18 protein-coding genes are annotated in these 18,541 nt (G+C 68.6%); 14 read left to right on the forward strand and 4 right to left on the reverse strand.

The annotated features are described in order from the left end of the window. Positions 1-78 precede the first annotated feature (78 nt). The 4 genes from GBRO_RS10615 (at position 79) to GBRO_RS10630 (ending at position 4,306) form a co-directional block, all read left to right on the forward strand. The gene (locus GBRO_RS10615) at positions 79-1,074 is read left to right on the forward strand and encodes an acyl-ACP desaturase (RefSeq protein ID WP_012833947.1); all 996 of its coding nucleotides are present in this window, start codon (positions 79-81) and stop codon (positions 1,072-1,074) included. Beyond that, entirely contained in the window at positions 1,071-1,406 is a 336-nt protein-coding gene (locus GBRO_RS10620; protein ID WP_012833948.1) for a hypothetical protein, read from the forward strand. Before GBRO_RS10615 ends, GBRO_RS10620 begins: the two co-directional genes overlap by 4 nt. Before the next feature lie 49 nt (positions 1,407-1,455). Continuing rightward, the gene (cobA, locus tag GBRO_RS10625) at positions 1,456-2,697 is read left to right on the forward strand and encodes a uroporphyrinogen-III C-methyltransferase (RefSeq protein WP_012833949.1); all 1,242 of its coding nucleotides are present in this window, start codon (positions 1,456-1,458) and stop codon (positions 2,695-2,697) included. Between the two features lie 85 nt (positions 2,698-2,782). Further along, complete coding sequence (locus GBRO_RS10630; RefSeq protein ID WP_052298259.1) at positions 2,783-4,306, forward strand: DHA2 family efflux MFS transporter permease subunit; 1,524 nt, start codon at positions 2,783-2,785, stop codon at positions 4,304-4,306. A 47-nt stretch (positions 4,307-4,353) separates the two neighbouring features. On the opposite strand, the gene GBRO_RS10635 is transcribed toward GBRO_RS10630, so the two are convergent. Continuing rightward, a complete protein-coding gene (locus tag GBRO_RS10635) occupies positions 4,354-4,965 on the reverse strand; it encodes an AAA family ATPase (protein ID WP_012833951.1) in 612 nt (203 codons plus the stop codon). Between the two features lie 31 nt (positions 4,966-4,996). Further along, a complete protein-coding gene (yaaA, locus tag GBRO_RS10640; protein WP_012833952.1) occupies positions 4,997-5,740 on the reverse strand; it encodes a peroxide stress protein YaaA in 744 nt (247 codons plus the stop codon). A 112-nt stretch (positions 5,741-5,852) separates the two neighbouring features. Here yaaA and GBRO_RS10645 point away from each other — a divergent pair, with 112 nt between their 5' ends. Continuing rightward, a complete protein-coding gene (locus tag GBRO_RS10645; RefSeq protein ID WP_012833953.1) occupies positions 5,853-7,583 on the forward strand; it encodes a proline--tRNA ligase in 1,731 nt (576 codons plus the stop codon). 60 nt (positions 7,584-7,643) lie between these two features. On the opposite strand, the gene GBRO_RS10650 is transcribed toward GBRO_RS10645, so the two are convergent. Together GBRO_RS10650 and GBRO_RS10655 are read right to left on the reverse strand one after the other, a co-directional pair. Beyond that, positions 7,644-8,081 carry a ferritin-like domain-containing protein gene (locus GBRO_RS10650; RefSeq protein ID WP_012833954.1) on the reverse strand — a complete coding sequence of 146 codons (438 nt, stop codon included), beginning with the start codon at positions 8,079-8,081 and terminating at the stop codon, positions 7,644-7,646. After that, on the reverse strand, positions 8,078-8,596 hold the full coding sequence (locus tag GBRO_RS10655; RefSeq protein ID WP_012833955.1) for a hypothetical protein: 519 nt from the start codon (positions 8,594-8,596) through the stop codon (positions 8,078-8,080). Before GBRO_RS10655 ends, GBRO_RS10650 begins: the two co-directional genes overlap by 4 nt. Before the next feature lie 143 nt (positions 8,597-8,739). On the opposite strand from GBRO_RS10655, the gene rimP reads away from it, so the two are divergent. From rimP to GBRO_RS10700, 9 genes are all read left to right on the forward strand, one after another. Next, positions 8,740-9,279, forward strand: a complete 540-nt coding sequence (gene rimP, locus GBRO_RS10660) for a ribosome maturation factor RimP (RefSeq protein ID WP_012833956.1) — start codon at positions 8,740-8,742, stop codon at positions 9,277-9,279. A gap of 87 nt (positions 9,280-9,366) precedes the next feature. Continuing rightward, positions 9,367-10,389 carry a transcription termination factor NusA gene (gene nusA / locus GBRO_RS10665; RefSeq protein WP_012833957.1) on the forward strand — a complete coding sequence of 341 codons (1,023 nt, stop codon included), beginning with the start codon at positions 9,367-9,369 and terminating at the stop codon, positions 10,387-10,389. A gap of 43 nt (positions 10,390-10,432) precedes the next feature. Next, positions 10,433-10,792, forward strand: coding sequence for a YlxR family protein (locus GBRO_RS10670; RefSeq protein ID WP_083775571.1), 360 nt, complete (start codon positions 10,433-10,435; stop codon positions 10,790-10,792). Positions 10,793-10,894: 102 nt separating this feature from the next. Beyond that, positions 10,895-13,711 carry a translation initiation factor IF-2 gene (gene infB, locus GBRO_RS10675; protein ID WP_012833958.1) on the forward strand — a complete coding sequence of 939 codons (2,817 nt, stop codon included), beginning with the start codon at positions 10,895-10,897 and terminating at the stop codon, positions 13,709-13,711. 141 nt (positions 13,712-13,852) lie between these two features. Then, entirely contained in the window at positions 13,853-14,308 is a 456-nt protein-coding gene (gene rbfA, locus GBRO_RS10680) for a 30S ribosome-binding factor RbfA (RefSeq protein ID WP_012833959.1), read from the forward strand. Further along, positions 14,305-15,267 carry a DHH family phosphoesterase gene (locus GBRO_RS10685; protein WP_012833960.1) on the forward strand — a complete coding sequence of 321 codons (963 nt, stop codon included), beginning with the start codon at positions 14,305-14,307 and terminating at the stop codon, positions 15,265-15,267. The genes rbfA and GBRO_RS10685 overlap by 4 nt, the downstream gene beginning before the upstream one ends. After that, the gene (locus tag GBRO_RS10690; protein ID WP_012833961.1) at positions 15,264-16,667 is read left to right on the forward strand and encodes an MATE family efflux transporter; all 1,404 of its coding nucleotides are present in this window, start codon (positions 15,264-15,266) and stop codon (positions 16,665-16,667) included. Before GBRO_RS10685 ends, GBRO_RS10690 begins: the two co-directional genes overlap by 4 nt. Before the next feature lie 254 nt (positions 16,668-16,921). Beyond that, the gene (locus GBRO_RS10695) at positions 16,922-17,887 is read left to right on the forward strand and encodes a metallophosphoesterase family protein (protein WP_012833962.1); all 966 of its coding nucleotides are present in this window, start codon (positions 16,922-16,924) and stop codon (positions 17,885-17,887) included. After that, complete coding sequence (locus GBRO_RS10700) at positions 17,884-18,540, forward strand: 4'-phosphopantetheinyl transferase family protein (RefSeq protein ID WP_012833963.1); 657 nt, start codon at positions 17,884-17,886, stop codon at positions 18,538-18,540. Before GBRO_RS10695 ends, GBRO_RS10700 begins: the two co-directional genes overlap by 4 nt. Position 18,541 lies beyond the last annotated feature (1 nt).

Here is an 18,541-nt window from a genome sequence, read left to right on the forward strand (position 1 = left end):
TTTGGCCCCACGATCATCAGCCGTCACACGCGCAGAGTGACGATCGCACCAGTAACAACTGACACAGGAGTGTGTGCGTTGACCATCCTCATCGGTTCGCCCGAACTCAATGACACGGGAATGACCGGCTCCGACCTCCTCCGGGAACTGCTCCCGGTCTGCGAGAGCGAAGTCGAACGGCACATGAAGATGACCAAGGACTGGCACCCGCACGACTACGTGCCGTGGGACGACGGACGCAACTTCGCGGCCCTCGGTGGTGAGGACTGGGACCCGTCACAGTCGCAGCTGTCGGAGACGGCCAAGGCCGCGATGATCACCAATCTGCTGACCGAGGACAACCTGCCGTCGTATCACCGGGTGATCGCCGACAACTTCAGCCTCGACGATGCGTGGGGATTCTGGGTCGGCCGGTGGACGGCCGAGGAGATGCGGCACTCGGTGGTGATGCGCGACTACCTCGTCGTGACCCGGGGGGTGGATCCGGTGGAGCTCGAGAACATCCGCATGGAGCACATGACCCACGGTTTCAACCCGCTGCCCGAGGACGACGGTCAGCGCGACCACAGCTTCGACATGCTCTACGCCGTCGCCTATGTGAGCTTCCAGGAGCTCGCCACCCGCGTCAGCCACCGCAACACCGGGAAGGCCTGCGGCGACCCGATCGCCGACCGCATGCTGCAGCGGGTGGCGGCCGACGAGAACCTGCACATGCTCTTCTACCGCAACATCGTCGCCGGCGCGCTGGACCTCGTGCCCGACCAGACGATGGCCGCCATCTACGCGATCGTCTCGAACTTCCAGATGCCCGGTGCCACCATGCCCAACTTCCGGCGCAACGCCGTCCTGATCGCCAAGGGCGGGATCTACGATCTGCCACAGCATCTTTCGGAGGTCGTCATGCCGGTGCTGCGTAAGTGGAGGATCTTCGAGCGCGACGACTTCGGTCCGCTCGGCGAGCACTACCGGGAACTCCTCGGCGAGTTCCTCGAGCAGATGAACGTCAAGGTCGAGAAGTTCGAAGCCGCCCGCGAACGCGCCATCGAGCGGGCCCGTGCGAAGGGGATGGCATGACCATCATGGAGCCGTTGAACCTGCAGGTGCTCACCGATCTTCCCGACGACGACGAGTGCACGGGATGCTGCGGAACCTGCGAGCAGCCGCGCGAGGACGCACCTGGGGTCCTCGCCGGGTTCGACACCGCCATCGCGATGGCCGAAGCGGCCGCCGACCACAACCCGACGTGGTGGAACGACATTCGCACGCGCGCGCAGGATGCGTCGGCGGCGGAGTACTGCTCGTCGATGCTCCTCGGCGCACTACTGCAGTCCGCGGCCCACCGCCTCGGCGTGCCGGCCGCCGATGTCTGGGCCCACATCCGCCGGACGGGTGAACTGCCTCTCTGAAGCTCTGTGCGACTCGGCCGCCGACCGGAGCGCTCGGTAAGGTCTCCGTATGCCTGAGACACCGCCTGTGAACGCGGGATTCGCCGCCGGAGAAGGCCACTATCTCGTCGGTCTCGACCTGGCCGGACGCAAGGTCGTGGTAGTCGGTGGCGGGTCGGTGGCGCAGCGCCGCCTGCCGAACCTGGTGTCCTCGGGTGCGCAGGTCCACGTCATCGCGATCGACCCGACGCCGGCCGTCGAATCCTTCGCCGGTGTGCACGTACATCAGCGTGCCTACGCCGACGGTGACCTCGACGGTGCCTGGTATGCGATGGCCTGCACGGACGATCCCGCGGTGAACGCGGCGGTGGTCGCCGAGGCCGAGCGCCGGCACACCTTCTGCGTCCGCGCCGACGACGCCCGGTTCGGCACCGCGGTCACCCCGGCGTCCGGGCGGCACCGCGACGTCCGGTTCGGAGTGCTGGCCGGCGGCGATCACCGGCTCTCGGCCGCTCTGCGCGCGGCCATCTCGCGGGCCCTCGCCGACGGTTCATTGACCGTTGAGGACGACACCCGCCGTCCCGCCGGGGTGGCGCTGGTCGGTGGTGGACCCGGCGACCCCGACCTCATCACGGTCCGCGGCCAACGTCTGCTCGCCGACGCCGATGTCGTCGTCGCCGACCGGCTGGCCCCGCCGGAGTTGCTCGCGGCCCTGGGACCGCAGGTCGAGATCATCGATGCTGCGAAGGTGCCCTACGGGCGGGCGATGAAGCAAGAGGCCATCAACGACGTCCTGGTGGCCAAGGCGCGGGAGGGCAAATTCGTCGTCCGACTCAAGGGCGGCGACCCCTATGTCTACGGCCGCGGCTTCGAGGAACTGCAGGCCTGCGTGGCCGCCGGTGTGCCGGTCACCGTGGTGCCCGGGATCAGCAGCTCGATCGCGGCGCCTGCCTCGGCCGGTATCCCGGTCACCCATCGCGGGGTCACCCACGAGGTGGTCATCGCGTCGGGACACGTACCGCCCGGACATCCCGATTCACTCATCGACTGGGCGGCGCTGGCCAAGCTGCGCGGGACGCTGGTGCTGATGATGGCGGTCGAGCGGGTCGAGGTGTTCGCCGACGCCCTCCTCGACGGCGGACGTCCGCCCGCCACGCCGGTCGCGATGATCGAGAACGGCTCACTGCCCACCCAGCGGGTGTTGCGCACCGATCTCGCGCACGCCGGCGAGGTTGCCGCGCAGGAAGGACTGCGGCCGCCGGCCATCGTCGTCATCGGCGAGGTCGCCGGCTTCACCGACGCCGCCGGCTGACCCCCGGATAGGCACGCAGTGGAACAAGCGATCAGAACAATGAGGATTGGCATATGACCGCCGTCGCCCGGTAGCGTCGTCCGTTATGGCGACATCCGGAACGTGGCAGCATCACGCGCCCACGGCTGGCCCGGAGTACCGCAAAGTGTTCGGTCCCGCGATCCTCGTGCTGTCCGGGATGCAGTTGCTCATGGTGCTCGACGGCACGGTCGCGGCGCTCGCCCTCCCGCGCATCCGGGAGGCCCTCTCGCTGTCGGAGGCCGGCGCCAACTGGATCATCAGCAGCTATGTTCTCGCCTTCGGCGGCCTCATGCTGCTCGGTGGGCGTCTCGGCGACACCTTCGGCCGCAAACGCATGTTCATCGTCGGCGTGTGGGCGTTCACCCTTACCTCGCTGCTCTGCGGGGTCGCGCAGAACGAGGCGATGCTCATCGTCGGACGCGCCCTGCAGGGCGCATCGGCGGCAATCGCCGCGCCGACTGCGATGGCGCTGGTGGCGACCACCTTCGCACCCGGCAAGCCGCGCAGTCAGGCGTTCGCGATCTACGCCGCGATGACCGGTGTCGGGTCGGTGGCCGGACTCATCCTCGGAGGCGTCCTGACCGAGGTGTCGTGGCGGCTGGTGTTCCTCATCAACGTCCCGATCGGCATCATCGTCGCCTTCGGCGCGATGCTGGTGCTGCGTGAGGCGCAGGGTGAGCGGCTGTCGCTGGACATCCCGGGCGCGGTCCTCGGCACGCTCGGGTGCACGCTGCTGGTCCTGGCCGTCAACGAGGGCCCCAACGGCTGGGGACGGCCGATCGTGGTCGGTTCGTTCGTGCTCGGTGCCCTCGCGCTGATCGCCTTCGTCGTCGTCGAACGGCGCGCGGCCAACCCGATCCTCCCATTCTCTCTGTTCGACAACACCAGTCGGGTCGCCGCGCTGGTGGCCATCCTGCTGGCCAGCATGATCATGATGTGTATGGCGGTGTTCATATCGCTGTACCTGCAGGGCATTCTCAAGTACTCACCCATCCAGAGCGGTCTGGCCGTGGTGCCGTTCGCCTTCGGGCTCGGGATCGCCGCCGCCATCGCCTCCAAGGTGTCGCTGATGATCCAGCCGCGCTGGCTGGTGCTGACCGGCGGGGCGGTCATCCTCGCCGGGTGTCTGTACGCGGCGTCGATCGCCACCGACATGCCCGGGTACTTCCCGAACATCGCGCTGCCGGTCGTGGTCATCGGGTTCGGCGTCGGCCTGGCCGTCATCCCGTTGACGCTGTCGGTGGTGGCGGGGGTGGGACCCAACGAGATCGGTCCGCTGACCGCGCTGGCTCAGGTTGCCCAGAACCTCGGTGGCGCCATCGGCCTCGTCGCGGTGGGCGCCATGGTGACCTCACGCGCCCTTTCGCAGGGTGGCACCACCGGCCCGGTGGAAGACATGAATCCCGCACAGCTGGCCGCGCAGGCCGACGGCTACGGTCTCGCCTTCGCCTGCTGCGCCGGGATCGCCGTGCTCGCCGCGGTCGTGGTGATGTTCATGCGCTTCACCCCGGAACAGGTCGCCGAGGGCCAGGCCGCCCAGGAGGCCGCCGACGCCGGACTCGACGCCGATCCCGGACAACATCGCTGAATCGTCCTGTCTGCTGACCGCCGCCGGGCCGGTGGCCGGTGCGGCCCTCACATCCGGACGTGCCGTAGCCCGACGGCAAGGCGACGCAGCTCGTATCGGGCAGGCCGAAGTCGTCCGGACGTCAGGGTGAGTCCGGCGTCGCGGGCGATCGTCTCGACCACCTCGTGGACGGAGAGGTCGTCGGTGTCGATGTGGGTGGCGAAACGATCGGTGGCAAGTGCCGAGACACACCGGTCGATCTGTGCCATCGCCCACGATTCCGATCGGCCGGTCATCCGGGCGGCCAGATGGCCGCTGCGTACCGACAATCGTCGCCGCAACGTGTCGGGCGACGCGGTCAGCGCGTAATGCCGGACGTCGACGCCGGATGCCGCCAACCCGGCCATGACCTCGTCGAAGTAGGCCGGTTTCACCAAGGTCATCGGCACGATGACCGGCCCGTCCGACACCGACACCGCGTCGGTGAGGGTCGCGACAACTGCGCTACGCCACTGCGGGCGGTCCTGGAAGTCGCCACGCGCCGACGCAGGCAGCATCTTGTGGATGCCGAAGCCGATGAGTTCTGGGTCGGCGACGTGTGATGTGTGCACGCGTCTGTGCAGTTCGAATGCGGTGTGTGTCTTACCGGCGCCGAACGCCCCGTTGATCCAGACCAGCACGGTGCCCAGCGTAGCCGTCGTGGGAGCGGTCTCAGGCTTCGGTGAGAACGACTATCTGGTCGTCGCGCACGATCTCCACCCGCTGGCCGGCGTCGGTGAGCACCGCCGCCAGACCGTTGACGTCACGAACGTTGCGTCGGGTGCGGACGAGTTCGCGGGCAACGAGTCCTTTGTGGTGCTTGTTGAAGTGGCTCACCACTTTTCGCGTGCCGTCGGGTTGCTCGGTCATCACCGTCGCGGTCACCGCACCACGCACCGGGCCGAGCTGGAGGTAGGCGCCGGAACGGAGATCCACGACGAAGTCGTCGACGGCGTCGAGCGCATCGGACAGCTCCGGTTTCCACACCGAGGTCAGCGTTGGCATCGCCGGCAGCTTGGAGCCGCCAGAGAGCCGATAGGCGGGAATCATGTCGCCTGCCCGCACCACCCCGAAGAGCGCCGACCCGATGGCCAGACGATCGGCCGCCTTGCTCTTGGCCGCCCGGGTCAGCGAGGCGTGGTCGAGGGCGTCGTAGAGCACGCCGGTGTAGCGCTCGACGGCCGGCCGGGTTGGGGCGAGCCAGAGGTCGGCGTTGCGGTCGATCTCGGCGAGCTGCGTGACCCCGAGTCCCAGGGCGGCGCGACTGGCGTCCAGATCGGTGGCCAACTCGACGATGGCCTCACCGAGGCGCTTGCGGATCGGGTTCAGTTCGGTGAACGAGAGGGTGTCGAGGTCCAGTGGGGCACCACGCCCGCCGTCGGACTTGGTCTCGGAGGGAGGGAGGATGACGAGCACCGCACCACCCTAGCCAGTGGTCCGTCGCAGAAATATGCGCCGGTCGCTCCACCGGATACCGGTCACCTCCTTCTGAGACAGGCCACTAGACTCCACAGTCGTGATCACACGCATGTCGACCCTGTTTCTGCGGACCCTGCGCGACGACCCGGCTGATGCCGAGGTACCCAGCCACAAGCTGCTGGTCCGCGGCGGTTACGTGCGCCGCGCCGCGCCTGGGGTGTACACCTGGCTGCCGCTGGGACTGCGGGTGCTCAAGGCGATCGAGAACGTGGTGCGCGAGGAGATGGACGCCATCGGTGCGCAGGAAATCCTGCTGCCGGCGCTGCTGCCGCGCGACCCGTATGAGACCACCGGCCGCTGGACCGAATACGGCGACGCCCTGTTCCGTCTCAAGGACCGCAAGGGTGCCGACATGTTGCTCGGCCCGACCCACGAGGAGCTGTTCGCCAACCTGGTGAAGGGTGAGTACTCGTCGTACAAGGACCTGCCGGTCATCCTGTATCAGATTCAGACGAAGTACCGCGACGAGGAACGCCCACGGGCCGGGATTCTGCGCGGACGTGAGTTCGTGATGAAGGACGCCTACTCCTTCGACCTCGACGACGACGGACTCAAGGTCTCCTATCAGGCGCACCGCGAGGCCTACCAGCGACTCTTCGCACGGCTCGGCGTGAAGTACGTGATCGTCGCCGCCACCTCCGGCGCGATGGGCGGCAGCGCGTCCGAGGAGTTCCTGGCCGAGAGCGAGGTCGGCGAGGACACCTTTGTGCGGTGCCTGGAATCGGGGTACGCGGCGAACGTGGAGGCGGTCATCACGCCTGCGCCCGAACCGATCCCGTTCGACGGACTGCCCGTGGCGACGACCTACGACACCGGTGACACGCCGACCATCGACACGCTGGTCGCCTGGGCCAACGATGCTCTGGACGGCGAGTTCACCGGCGCGGACACGCTGAAGAACGTGCTGGTGAAGGTGCGTGAACCGGGTGGCGACTGGGAACTGCTCGGTGTAGGTGTCCCCGGTGACCGGGAAGTGGATTTCAAACGCCTCGAGGCGTCCGTCGAACCCGCCGAGGTGGAGTTGCTCACCGAGGCCGACTTCGCCGCCAACCCCTTCCTCGTCAAGGGTTACATCGGACCGAAGGGATTGCAGGACAACGGGGTTCGCTACCTCGTCGACCCGCGGGTCGTCGACGGCACATCGTGGATCACCGGTGCCGACGAACCCGGCAAACATGTCGTGAACCTCGTCGCCGGTCGCGATTTCACGCCCGACGGCACCATCGAGGCAGCCGAGGTTCGCGACGGCGACCCGTCGCCGGACGGCAAGGGTCCGCTGGTGTCCGCCAAGGGAATCGAGATCGGCCACATCTTCCAGCTCGGCCAGAAGTACACCGACGCCTTCGAGGTGGACGTCCTCGGTGAGAGCGGCAAACCGGTACGTCTGACGATGGGGTCCTACGGGGTCGGGGTGTCCCGACTGGTGGCGGTCATCGCCGAGCAGTGCCACGACGACAAGGGCCTGCGGTGGCCGCGCGAGGTGGCCCCGTTCGCCGTGCACCTGGTGATCGCGAACAAGGACGACGCCGCCGTCACCGGTGCGGGCGAACTCGCCGAGGACCTCGATGCCGCCGGCGTGTCGGTGCTGCTCGACGACCGCAAGGCGTCACCCGGGGTGAAGTTCAAGGACGCCGAACTCCTCGGCATGCCCACCGTCGTCGTGGTGGGACGCGGATATGCCAACGGCACCATCGAGATTCGCGACCGCTTCACCGGCGAGACCACCGAGGTGGCCGTGGACAGTGCCGTCGACGCGATCGTCGCGGCGACCCGCGGCTGAGACGCGGCACCGTCTCACTCGCCTCCGTCAACCGCGTCAACCAGGTGACGCGGAAGCGGGTCAGCGCGTGCGGCTGCCCGGAAAGGCCAGCGTCACCGGCGACATGTTGAGTGCGGCCCGCCAGTACGCGATCCGCCCGGCCGACTCGGTCAGTCCGTCGACACCGGTGCCGCGCAGCGCCGCGGAGTCCCCGCGTTCGATGAGCGATCGGTAGGCGACGGCGCAGTCGGTCTCGGCCGCGAGCGCAGCCCGCGCCGACGACACCGGATCGGTCACGTTGACCGGCAGGGTGTAGCCGGCCGCGGCCGGCGGCGGCGTGTCACCTGCGGCCACGATGGCCGCGTTGATCTCGTCGCGTCGTGCGCGGTGTGCGGCAAGTTGATCGGCGATCGTGGAGCGCCTGGCGGCCGACACATAGGCGCTGATGACGCCATAGGTGAAGATCGCCGCGTTCTCCGCATCCGCGACGGCGTTGCGGGCATCGGACGTCTCGCTCACGACAACTGCACCTCGATCATCGATGTCACCGACGCACTGACCGCGCCGGCGAGACCCGCCGGATACCCGCTGTGCGCCACCGCCGTGTCCCGGGCCTGACGCGCGGAGGCGCGCAGCTGGCCACGCAGTCCGTCGACCGACATCGTCGAGGTCGGATCGCCGCCGCCCGGTGCCGGCGTGACGCTCCCCGAGGCCGGTGTGTCCAGCTGAGCCGCGGTGTCGCGGTGTAACCGGGTGATCTCCTCGCGCAGGGCCCGGGCATGCGCGCCACGCTGATCGGCGACCACGGTCAGCGCCGCGGAGTAGGTGGGGTTGGTGGCCGTCATCCCGCGCGCGGTGGTCTCGTCGGCGAGTGCGGTGCGCGCCAACGGAATCAGTGCCTGCGCGGTCAGCTGCTGTGGGTCCGGCCCGTCGTCACCGCAGGCGGACACACCGGCCAGCGCAACACCGGCGGTCACGGCGAGACCGCCGCGTAGGACGGCTCGTCGGCTGAGGGCTTGTCTCACCCGACACATGATGCCAGTTGCACGATGGTCACCGGCGCCGGGTGAATCCACTACGATGTGATCCAGCGTTGTGGCCGACCGCCGCGACCGGCAGTGTCCACAACCGACGAGCGCACGCCGCAGGACCCACAAGTGAAGACGAGGAGAGTGACATGCCGATCGGTTCGCCCGAACTGAACGACCTCGTCGAAAAGGTGGTCACCGACCGGGGTTTCGACCTCGAGGACGTGGTCGTCCGGCGCCGTGACGGGCGCGATGAGTTCTCGGTCGTCGTCGACCGTGACGGGGGAAGCGACCTCGACGTCCTCGCCGAACTGAGCACCGAGATCGGTGAGGTGCTCGACGCCGTACCCGCGCTTGCCGACGCCGCCTACACACTCGAGGTCACCTCACCCGGGATCGACCGCCCGCTCACCGCACCACGCCACTGGCGCCGGGCACTCGGACGCCGGGTCCGGATCGAGCGCGACGGGTCAGACGCCGTCGTCGGGCGCGTCGGGCAGGTATCCGGGGACGACGTCGCGATCGTCGTCAACCACAAGGGCCGCCTCGCCGTCGAGACGGTCGGCTTCGACTCGGTGACGCGGGCCGTGGTTCAGGTGGAGTTCTCCCGCCCGAGCGTCGCGGAACTCGAGATGTGCGGCCTCGGTCCCGACGAGATCGCCGCCCGCCGCGCCGACGCCGGACACTAGGCGAGACCGACCGGACCCAAGCGACACACCTGACCATGCGACACAAATGAATACGACAGCCGACAAGTGAATAGGAGCGCAGCCCGCATGAACATCGACATCAACGCCCTTCGGATGATCGAGGCCGACAAGGGAATCTCGATCGACACCGTCATCACCGCGATCGAGACGGCCCTGCTGACGGCCTACCGGCACACCGAGGGATTTGCGCCCCACGCCCGCATCGATGTGAACCGCAAGACCGGTGCCGTGCGCGTGATGGCTCAGGAACTCGACGACAACGGCGACGTCGTGCACGAGTGGGACGACACGCCGGAAGGCTTCGGGCGCATCGCCGCGACCACCGCCCGCCAGGTCATCCTGCAGCGCCTGCGCGACGCGGAAAACGAGAAGAACTTCGGCGACCTGGTGACCCACGAGGGCGAGATCGTCGGCGGCGTGGTCCAGCAGGACGCCCGGGCCAATGCGCGCGGGATGATCGTGGTGCAGATCGGCAGTGACGCCAACAGCACCGAGGGAATCATCCCGCCCGCCGAGCAGGTCCCAGGGGAGAGCTACACCCACGGCGACCGCATCAAGTGCTACGTGGTCGGTGTCTCCCGCGGGGCCCGCGGCCCGCAGATCACGCTGTCGCGAACCCACCCGAACCTCGTCCGCAAACTGTTCTCGCTCGAGGTGCCCGAGATCGAGGACGGGTCGGTCGAGATCGTGGCCGTCGCGCGTGAGGCCGGACACCGGTCCAAGATCGCGGTCCATACCGGGGTGGCCGGACTCAATGCGAAGGGCGCGTGCATCGGCCCGATGGGACAGCGCGTCCGCAATGTGATGAGCGAGCTGGCGGGGGAGAAGATCGACATCATCGACTTCGACACCGATCCGGCCGTCTTCGTCGGGAATGCACTCTCGCCCGCGAAGGTTGTGTCCGTCAGTGTGGTCGACCCGACCGCCAAGGCCGCCCGCGTGGTGGTCCCCGACTACCAGTTGTCGCTGGCGATCGGCAAGGAAGGGCAGAACGCCCGCCTCGCCGCCCGACTCACCGGGTGGCGTATCGACATCCGGTCCGACGCCGATCCCGCGCCGGAGTCCGACGTGGCCGCACAAGCGCGGTGACGGCCGATTGTCCCGGACGGACCGATGCAGGCTAGACTGATCGATGGTTCAGCGAAAGTCGTCGGCACCACCCGGTGCCGACCGACATGATCGTCCCGCCCGCCGCGGGCCCGTCCGGACATGTATCGGATGCCGGCAGCGGGCGCAGGCCTCGGAACTGGTCCGGATCGTTGCGGAAGTACGTGACGACTCGCCGGTGATCGTGGTCGATCCAGCGAAGACCATGCCGGGACGTGGCGCCTGGTTGCATCCCCGCGCGGACTGCGTGTCCGCGGCGATGCGACGCAGAGCGTTTGCTCCGGCACTTCGGGTGCACGGCCTGGCCGTGGACCCGAGCGACCTCACCGAACAGCTCGGCGTGGTCACCGACACAGAAGGCTCCGCCCGGAGCCGGAACAGGTAGCAGAAGACATGAGCACACCGTGAAGTCTCCACGATGAGCACGTTTCGGACGTAAACCGAGGTCGTAGCGGGCAGCCCGCTCGACCTCCAAGTGAGGAGAGCAGTGGCAGGCAAGGCCCGCGTGCATGAATTGGCCAAAGAACTCGGCGTGACGAGCAAGCAGGTGCTCGAGCGGCTGAAGGAACAGGGCGAATTCGTCAAATCAGCGTCGTCGACAGTGGAGGCCCCCGTGGCCCGTCGACTCCGCGAATCCTTCCCCCAGAAAGACGGGGGTTCCCCCAAAGACGGCGGTCAGCCGTCCCCATCCGGAGCCAAGCCCGGCCCACGTGCCACCGGCTCCGCACCCAAGCCCGGCGCGTCGGCGCGTCCGGCTCCCGGTCCCAAACCCGGCGCACCCAAGCCCGCACCGGTTGCCGAGGCACCGGCCCCCACGCCGGCACCGGCTCCGGCCGCCCCGGCCCCTGCGGCTCCCGCCCCGGCGGCTGCCGAGGCGACCCCGGCCAGTGCACCGGCCGCCCAGGCGGCTCCGGCGCCGACGGCCAAACCGGCCGGCGGTGCCGCTCCGGGTCCGCGCCCCGGCCCCAAGCCGGGTCCGCGCGCACCTCGCGTCGGCAACAATCCCTACTCGTCGGCTCCGGCTCCCGCGCCGCGTCCGGCACCCCGTCCCGGCCCCGGCCAGGGCGGACCCCGCCCCGGCGGCGGCCGTCCCGCGCCCGGTCAGGGCGGTCCGCGACCCGCTGCGGGACGCGGCGCCCCAGGTCAGGGTGGGCCTCGCCCCAGCCCCGGCAGCATGCCACCGCGCCCCAACCCGGGCGCGATGCCCAGCCGTGCCGCACGTCCCGATGCCGGTCGTCCCGGTCGCGGCGGACCGGGTGGCGGTCGTGGCGGCGGAGGCGGCGGTTACCGCGGTGGCGGTGCACCCGGTGGAGCTCCGGGCGGACCTCCCGCCGGTGGCTTCCGCGGACGTCCCGGTGGTGGCGGCGGTGGCCGCGGTCGCGGTGGCGCTGCAGGTGCCTTCGGTCGTCCGGGTGGTGCGCCCCGCAAGGGCCGCAAATCCAAGCGCCAGAAGCGTCAGGAATACGACTCGATGCAGGCGCCCGCCGTCGGCGGTGTCCGTCTGCCGCGCGGCAACGGCGAGACCATCCGGCTCGCGCGCGGTGCGTCCCTGTCGGACTTCGCGGAGAAGATCGATGCCAACCCGGCATCGCTGGTCCAGGCGTTGTTCAACCTCGGCGAGATGGTCACGGCCACCGAGTCGGTGAACGACGAGACGCTCGAGCTGCTCGGCTCGGAGATGAACTACTCCGTGCAGGTCGTCAGCCCCGAAGACGAGGATCGTGAGCTGCTCGAGAGCTTCGATCTGTCCTACGGCGAAGACGAGGGCGACGAGGAAGACCTCGAGCAGCGTCCGCCGGTGGTGACCGTCATGGGTCACGTCGATCACGGTAAGACCCGACTGCTCGACACCATCCGTAAGGAGAACGTCCGCGAGGGTGAGGCCGGCGGCATCACCCAGCACATCGGTGCCTACCAGGTGAACACCCACCTCAACGGTGAGGATCGCCTGATCACCTTCATCGACACCCCGGGTCACGAGGCGTTCACCGCCATGCGTGCCCGTGGTGCCAAGGCCACCGACATCGCGATCCTGGTGGTCGCCGCCGACGACGGCGTCATGCCGCAGACGGTGGAGGCCATCAACCACGCGCAGGCAGCGGATGTGCCGATCGTGGTGGCGGTCAACAAGATCGACAAGGAAGGCGCCGACCCGCAGAAGATTCGCGGTCAGCTCACCGAGTACGGCCTGATCCCCGAGGAGTACGGCGGCGAGGCCATGTTCGTCGACATCTCGGCCAAGCAGGGCACCAACATCGATGCGCTGCTCGAGGCCGTGCTGCTGACCGCCGACGCATCACTGGATCTGCGGGCCAACCCGGACATGGACGCCCAGGGTGTGGCCATCGAGGCCCACCTCGACCGCGGCCGTGGCCCGGTGGCCACCGTGCTGGTGCAGCGCGGAACGCTGAAGGTCGGCGACTCGATCGTCGCGGGCGACGCCTACGGACGCGTCCGGCGCATGGTCGACGAGCACGGCGACGACGTGCCCGAGGCACTGCCGTCGCGTCCGGTGCAGGTCATCGGCTTCACGTCGGTGCCCGGCGCGGGTGACAACCTGCTCGTCGTCGAGGAGGACCGCACCGCCCGGCAGATCGCCGACCGGCGCAACGCGCGCAAGCGCAACGCGCTGGCCGCACGCAGCCGCAAGCGCATCAGCCTCGAGGACCTGGATTCGGCGCTCAAGGAGACGAGCCAGCTCAACCTGATCCTCAAGGGTGACAATGCCGGTACCGTCGAGGCGCTCGAGGAGTCGCTGCTCGGCATCGAAATCGACGACGAGGTGCAGTTGCGCGTCATCGGTCGCGGTGTCGGTGGCGTCACCGAAACCGACGTCAACCTGGCGGCGGCCTCGGATGCGATCATCATCGGCTTCAACGTGCGCGCGGAGGGCAAGGCCACCGAGCTGGCCAATCGCGAAGGCGTGGAGATCCGGTACTACTCGGTCATCTACCAGGCGATCGACGAGGTGGAGGCAGCGCTCAAGGGTCTGCTCAAGCCGATCTACGAGGAGGTCGAGCTCGGCCGTGCCGAGATCCGGGCGATCTTCAAGTCGTCGAAGGTCGGCAACATCGCCGGCTGCCTGGTCCAGTCCGGGATCATGAAGCGCAACGCCAAGGCACGGCTGCTCCGCGACAACGTCGTGGTCGCCGAGAACGTCACCGTCTCGTCGCTCCGGCGCGAGAAGGACGACGTCACCGAGGTTCGCGAAGGTTACGAATGTGGTCTCACCCTGACGTATTCGGACATCAAGATCGACGACGTCATCGAGACCTACGAGCTCCGCGAGAAGCCGCGCGACTGATCACAACGCGCTGACTCCCCTTCCCGGCGCGGGCGTGCCAACCGGCCGCACCGCGTCGGGAAGGGGAGTACTTTTTGACACATTCGTGTGCGCCGCGCGGGCGTAGGCTCGGCGAGCGGCACCGCCAGGAAGGACAAGGACATGGCTGATCCGGCGAGGGCACAGCGCCTGGCCAAACGGATCTCGTCGATCGTCGCCACGGCGATCGCCCACGAGATCAAGGACCCGCGGCTGGCCTATGTGACGATCACCGACGCGAAGGTCACGGGAGACCTGCACGACGCCACCCTGTACTACACGGTGATGGGCGAATCCCTGGACACCGAACCGGATTTCGAGGCAGCGGCGGCCGGATTGGCCAAGGCGACCGGCGTCCTGCGTTCCAAGGTCGGCGCGGGCACCGGCGTGCGGTTCACGCCGACGCTGCGATTCGTCCTCGACACCGTTCCCGACGCGGCACGGCAGATGGAAGAACTCGTTGCTCGTGCACGCGCCAGCGACGAACTCGTCGCCCGGCAGGCGCGTGACGCCCAGCCGGCGGGGGAGCCCGACCCCTACCGTGCGCCCGAGGGGGCCGAGGGCGGTAACGACGAGTGACTGCCTCCACCGCCGCGGCCATCGCCGCCGAATTGTCCGCGGCCAGCGCTGTGACGATCCTGTGTCACGTGCGCCCGGACGCGGACACGATCGGCAGTGGACTCGCACTCGGACTCGCGCTCGATCGGATGGGCACCGACGTCGAGGTCGCCTACCCCGGCAACGAGGCGTTGCCTGCGGTCCTCGGCGAATTGCCGGGACGCAAGCTGCTCGTCGGTGAGAGCGAGGTGCGTGGTCATCCGGTGGTGGTGTCGGTGGACGCGGCCACCGTGGACCGGTTGGAGTCGCTGGCGTCGGTGTTCGGGTCCGCGCGCAAGACCATCACCATCGACCATCACGCGTCGAACGTGGGGTTCGGTGATCTGGACTTCATCGACCCCCATGCGGATTGCACCGCAACCCTCGTGCTGCAGGTCCTCGACGGCCTGCGCGTCGACCTCGACGTGGACGTCGCGACCTGTCTCTACGCGGGGTTGACCACCGACACCGGATCGTTCAAATGGGCTCGGCCGGAATCGTTTCGGATCGCCGCGCGGCTGCTCGACACCGGGGTCGACGCCCGGCGGTGGAGTCGGGCACTGTTCGACACCCACCCCTTCGCCTGGTTCGGGATGATGTCGGAGGTGCTCGGGTCGGCACGACTCGAACCGTCCGCCTGCAACGGTGAGGGACTTGTCTACGCCGTCGTCGACCAGCACTCGCTGGCCGGAATGAGCTGGTCGGAGTCGGAGAGCGTCGTCGACATCGTGCGCACGGCCGTCGAGGCCGAGGTGGCCGCGGTGTTCAAGGAGATCGCGCCGGGCCGGTGGACCGTGTCCCTGCGATCCAAGGACATCGTCGACCTCGTCCCGATCGCCCGCGCACACGGTGGGGGCGGTCATCGGCAGGCCTCCGGCTACAGCGATGAGGGAACCGCCGACGAGGTCGTGGCGCGGCTCGTGGAGTCTCTGCGACCGTGACCGACACCCGGTCGGACTCCGATCCGGGAAAGCTGGACGCCGGCGTTCGACGGATCGCGACGCTCACGGTCTCGGCTCTGGCCGTACTCATCGCGCCGCCGCTCTACCTGCTGCTCGATCTCGCGGTCGTCGGGCGGCTCGGTGGTGATGAACTCGCCGCGCTGGCCGTGGCGACGCTGGTTCTGTCCATCATCAGTACCCAGCTCACCTTTCTGTCCTACGGAACCACCGCGCGTTCGGCGCGGCGGTTCGGTGCCGGTGACCGCCCGGGCGCGATACGCGAGGGCCTGCAGGCGAGTTGGATCGCACTCGGGGCGGGCGTGCTCATCGTCGCGGTGGCCTATCCGCTTGCGCCGCCGGTGATGCGGGCGCTGGTCGGGACGTCGTCGCCGGATGCCGGCGTGGTGGCCGCCGACGCCGCCGAGTGGGTGCGCATCGCGGTCTTCGGGGTACCGCTCATCCTGTTGTCGATGGCCGGCAACGGCTGGATGCGTGGTGTCCAGGACACGCGTCGGCCGGTGATCTACGTGGTCCTCGGGCTGAGTGTTGCGGCGGTTCTGGTCGTCGGGTTGGTTCATGGTGTCGGTCCGTTCCCGCGTCTCGGACTCCCCGGCAGCGCCATCGCCAACGTGATCGGGCAGTCGGTGACCGGCCTGTTGTTCGCCGCCCGCGTCCTACGCGAAAGCCGTTCCGCAGCAGGAGAATCGGCGGCCGACGAGTCTGCGACCGGCTGGCTTCGTCCTCAGTGGTCGGTGATCCGCGCGCAACTGGTGATGGCCCGCGACCTCATCGTGCGCAGCCTGTCGTTCCAGATCTGCTTCATCTCCGCGGCCGCGGTCGCCGCGCGGTTCGGCGTCGCCGAGGTCGCCGCCCATCAACTCGTGTTGCAGCTATGGGAGTTCATGTCGCTGTTCCTGGACTCCCTCGCGATCGCCGCGCAGGCACTCGTCGGTGCGGCGCTGGGGGCCGGCACGGTCCGCGTCGCCGGATCGGTGGCCCGCCGGGTCACCGTCGTGTCCCTCGTGGCGGCCGCCGTCGCGGCCGGGGTCTTCGCGGCCGGGGCGACACTTATCCCGCGAATCTTCACCTCCGACGACGCGATACTCGACGCCATCGGCGTGCCCTGGTGGTTCTTCGTCGCGATGCTGCCGATCGCCGGAATCGTCTTCGCCCTCGATGGCGTGCTGCTGGGTGCCGGGGACGCCGCCTTCCTGCGCACCGCGACCCTCGCCGCTGCGCTCCTCGGCTTCCTGCCGCTGATCTGGCTCTCCCTGGCCTTCGACTGGGGCCTGGCCGGGATCTGGTCGGGGCTCGTGGTGTTCATGCTCGTCCGGCTGGTGACGGTGGCGTGGCGGATCCGGTCGGGACGATGGCGCAGGGTCGGGGTCGGCACCACCTGACCGCACTCACCAGCGTGCGCGCGGGCGATTCAGGACGCGCTCGGGTCGTCTCGAGGTGTCCTGGCGGGTCATTCAGGTGACCGGCCGAGTACCCGCATCTTCTCGGCTGCGAACTGGGCGTCGGTGAGTCCGGCGCGAACCACATCGCCACCGTAGAAGACGAGGGCGATCACCGCCCCCCGTGACCAGTACGAACACGAATCCACTGATACCTGGTCCCGGCGCCCGCGCCCGTTCTGGCACGATGGATCCTCGTGGCAACTCTGTGGGCGATCAGCGATCTGCACATCGCGCATCGAGGCAACGAGCACATCATCGACATGATCCGGCCCGCCTCACCCGACGACTGGCTGATCGTCGCCGGCGATGTGGCCGAACGCACCGACGACATCATCGACACCCTGCGCAGGCTGCGTACCCGCTTCCATACGGTGATCTGGGTGCCGGGCAATCACGAGCTCTACACCACGGCCAAGGACCCGCTGCAGATCTTCGGGGTGGCCCGCTACGACTATCTGGTGCAGGCGTGCCGAGACCTGGGTGTCATCACGCCGGAGGACATCTACCCGCGCTTCGATCCCGGTGACGGGACACCGCCGGTCCGCGTCGTGCCGATGTTCCTGCTCTACGACTACACCTTCCGGCCCGAGGGCACCGCGAACAAGCTGACCGCGCTCGCGCTGGCCCGGGAACGCAACGTGGTGGCAACCGACGAGTTCCTGCTCTCCCCGGAGCCGTTCGGAACCCGCGACGCCTGGGGGCGTGCTCGCATCGAGGCCACGCGCAAGCGGCTCGAAGCGCTCGACCCGGCCGAGCAGACCGTCCTGATCAACCACTGGCCGCTGCGCCGCGAGCCCACCGATGCGCTCTTCTACCCGGAGTTCGCGCTCTGGTGCGGCAGCGAACTCACCGCCGACTGGCACACCCGGTTCAACGCGGCCTGCTGCGTCTACGGGCACCTGCACATTCCCCGCACCACCTGGTACGACGACGTCCGGTTCGAGGAGGTCTCGGTCGGCTATCCCCGTGAGTGGAAGCGTCGGGGCCTGCCGGAACCGTTGCTGCGCAAGATCATCCCCGACGACGGACTACGCGAATCCGACCTTCCCGAACACGGCGCCCGATTCGAGTTGCCGCCGGACTACGCCGAACGCGCAGCCGAGTTCCGGCGCCGCATCGAAGAACGACGAGCACGACGGACCGGAGGTGAGAGCACGTGATCGAGCAACTGATGCCCGCGGGGGTCGCCACGGCCGAGGCCTTCGAGGATCCGCCCGGCATCGAACCCCTGCCCGCCGAGCGCAGCCTGATCGAACGCGCCGTCGAGAAGCGTCGCAAGGAGTTCACCACCGCGCGCCACTGTGCCCGACAAGCGCTGGGGGAGTTGGGCTTCGAGCCGGTGCCGATCCTTCGTGGTGACAGGGGTGCGCCGGTGTGGCCGAACGGGATCGTCGGGAGCCTCACCCACTGTGATGGGTATCGGGCGGCGGTCGTCGCCTACGCGATGCAGGTTCGATCCCTCGGCATCGACGCCGAACCGCACGACACCCTGCCCGACGGTGTCCTCGAACACACCAGCATTCCCGCGGAACGCGACGTCCTCGCGACTCGGTCGTCGGACCTGCACTGGGACCGACTTCTGTTCTGCGCCAAGGAAGCCACCTACAAGGCCTGGTTCCCGATCACCGGTCGGTGGCTCGGATTCGAAGACGCGCACATCACCTTCGAGCAGACCGGCCCGGCGTCGGGCACCTTTGTCTCGCGAATCCTGATCGATCCGGCCGCATCCGACGGGGGAGCGCCGCTGCTGGAACTGCCCGGTCGCTGGCTCATCGAACGAGATCTGATCACGACGACGATCGCGCTGGTCTGAG

The sequence above is a fragment of the Gordonia bronchialis DSM 43247 genome (genome assembly GCF_000024785.1).
In the GTDB taxonomy this organism is placed as follows: Bacteria; Actinomycetota; Actinomycetes; order Mycobacteriales; family Mycobacteriaceae; genus Gordonia; species Gordonia bronchialis.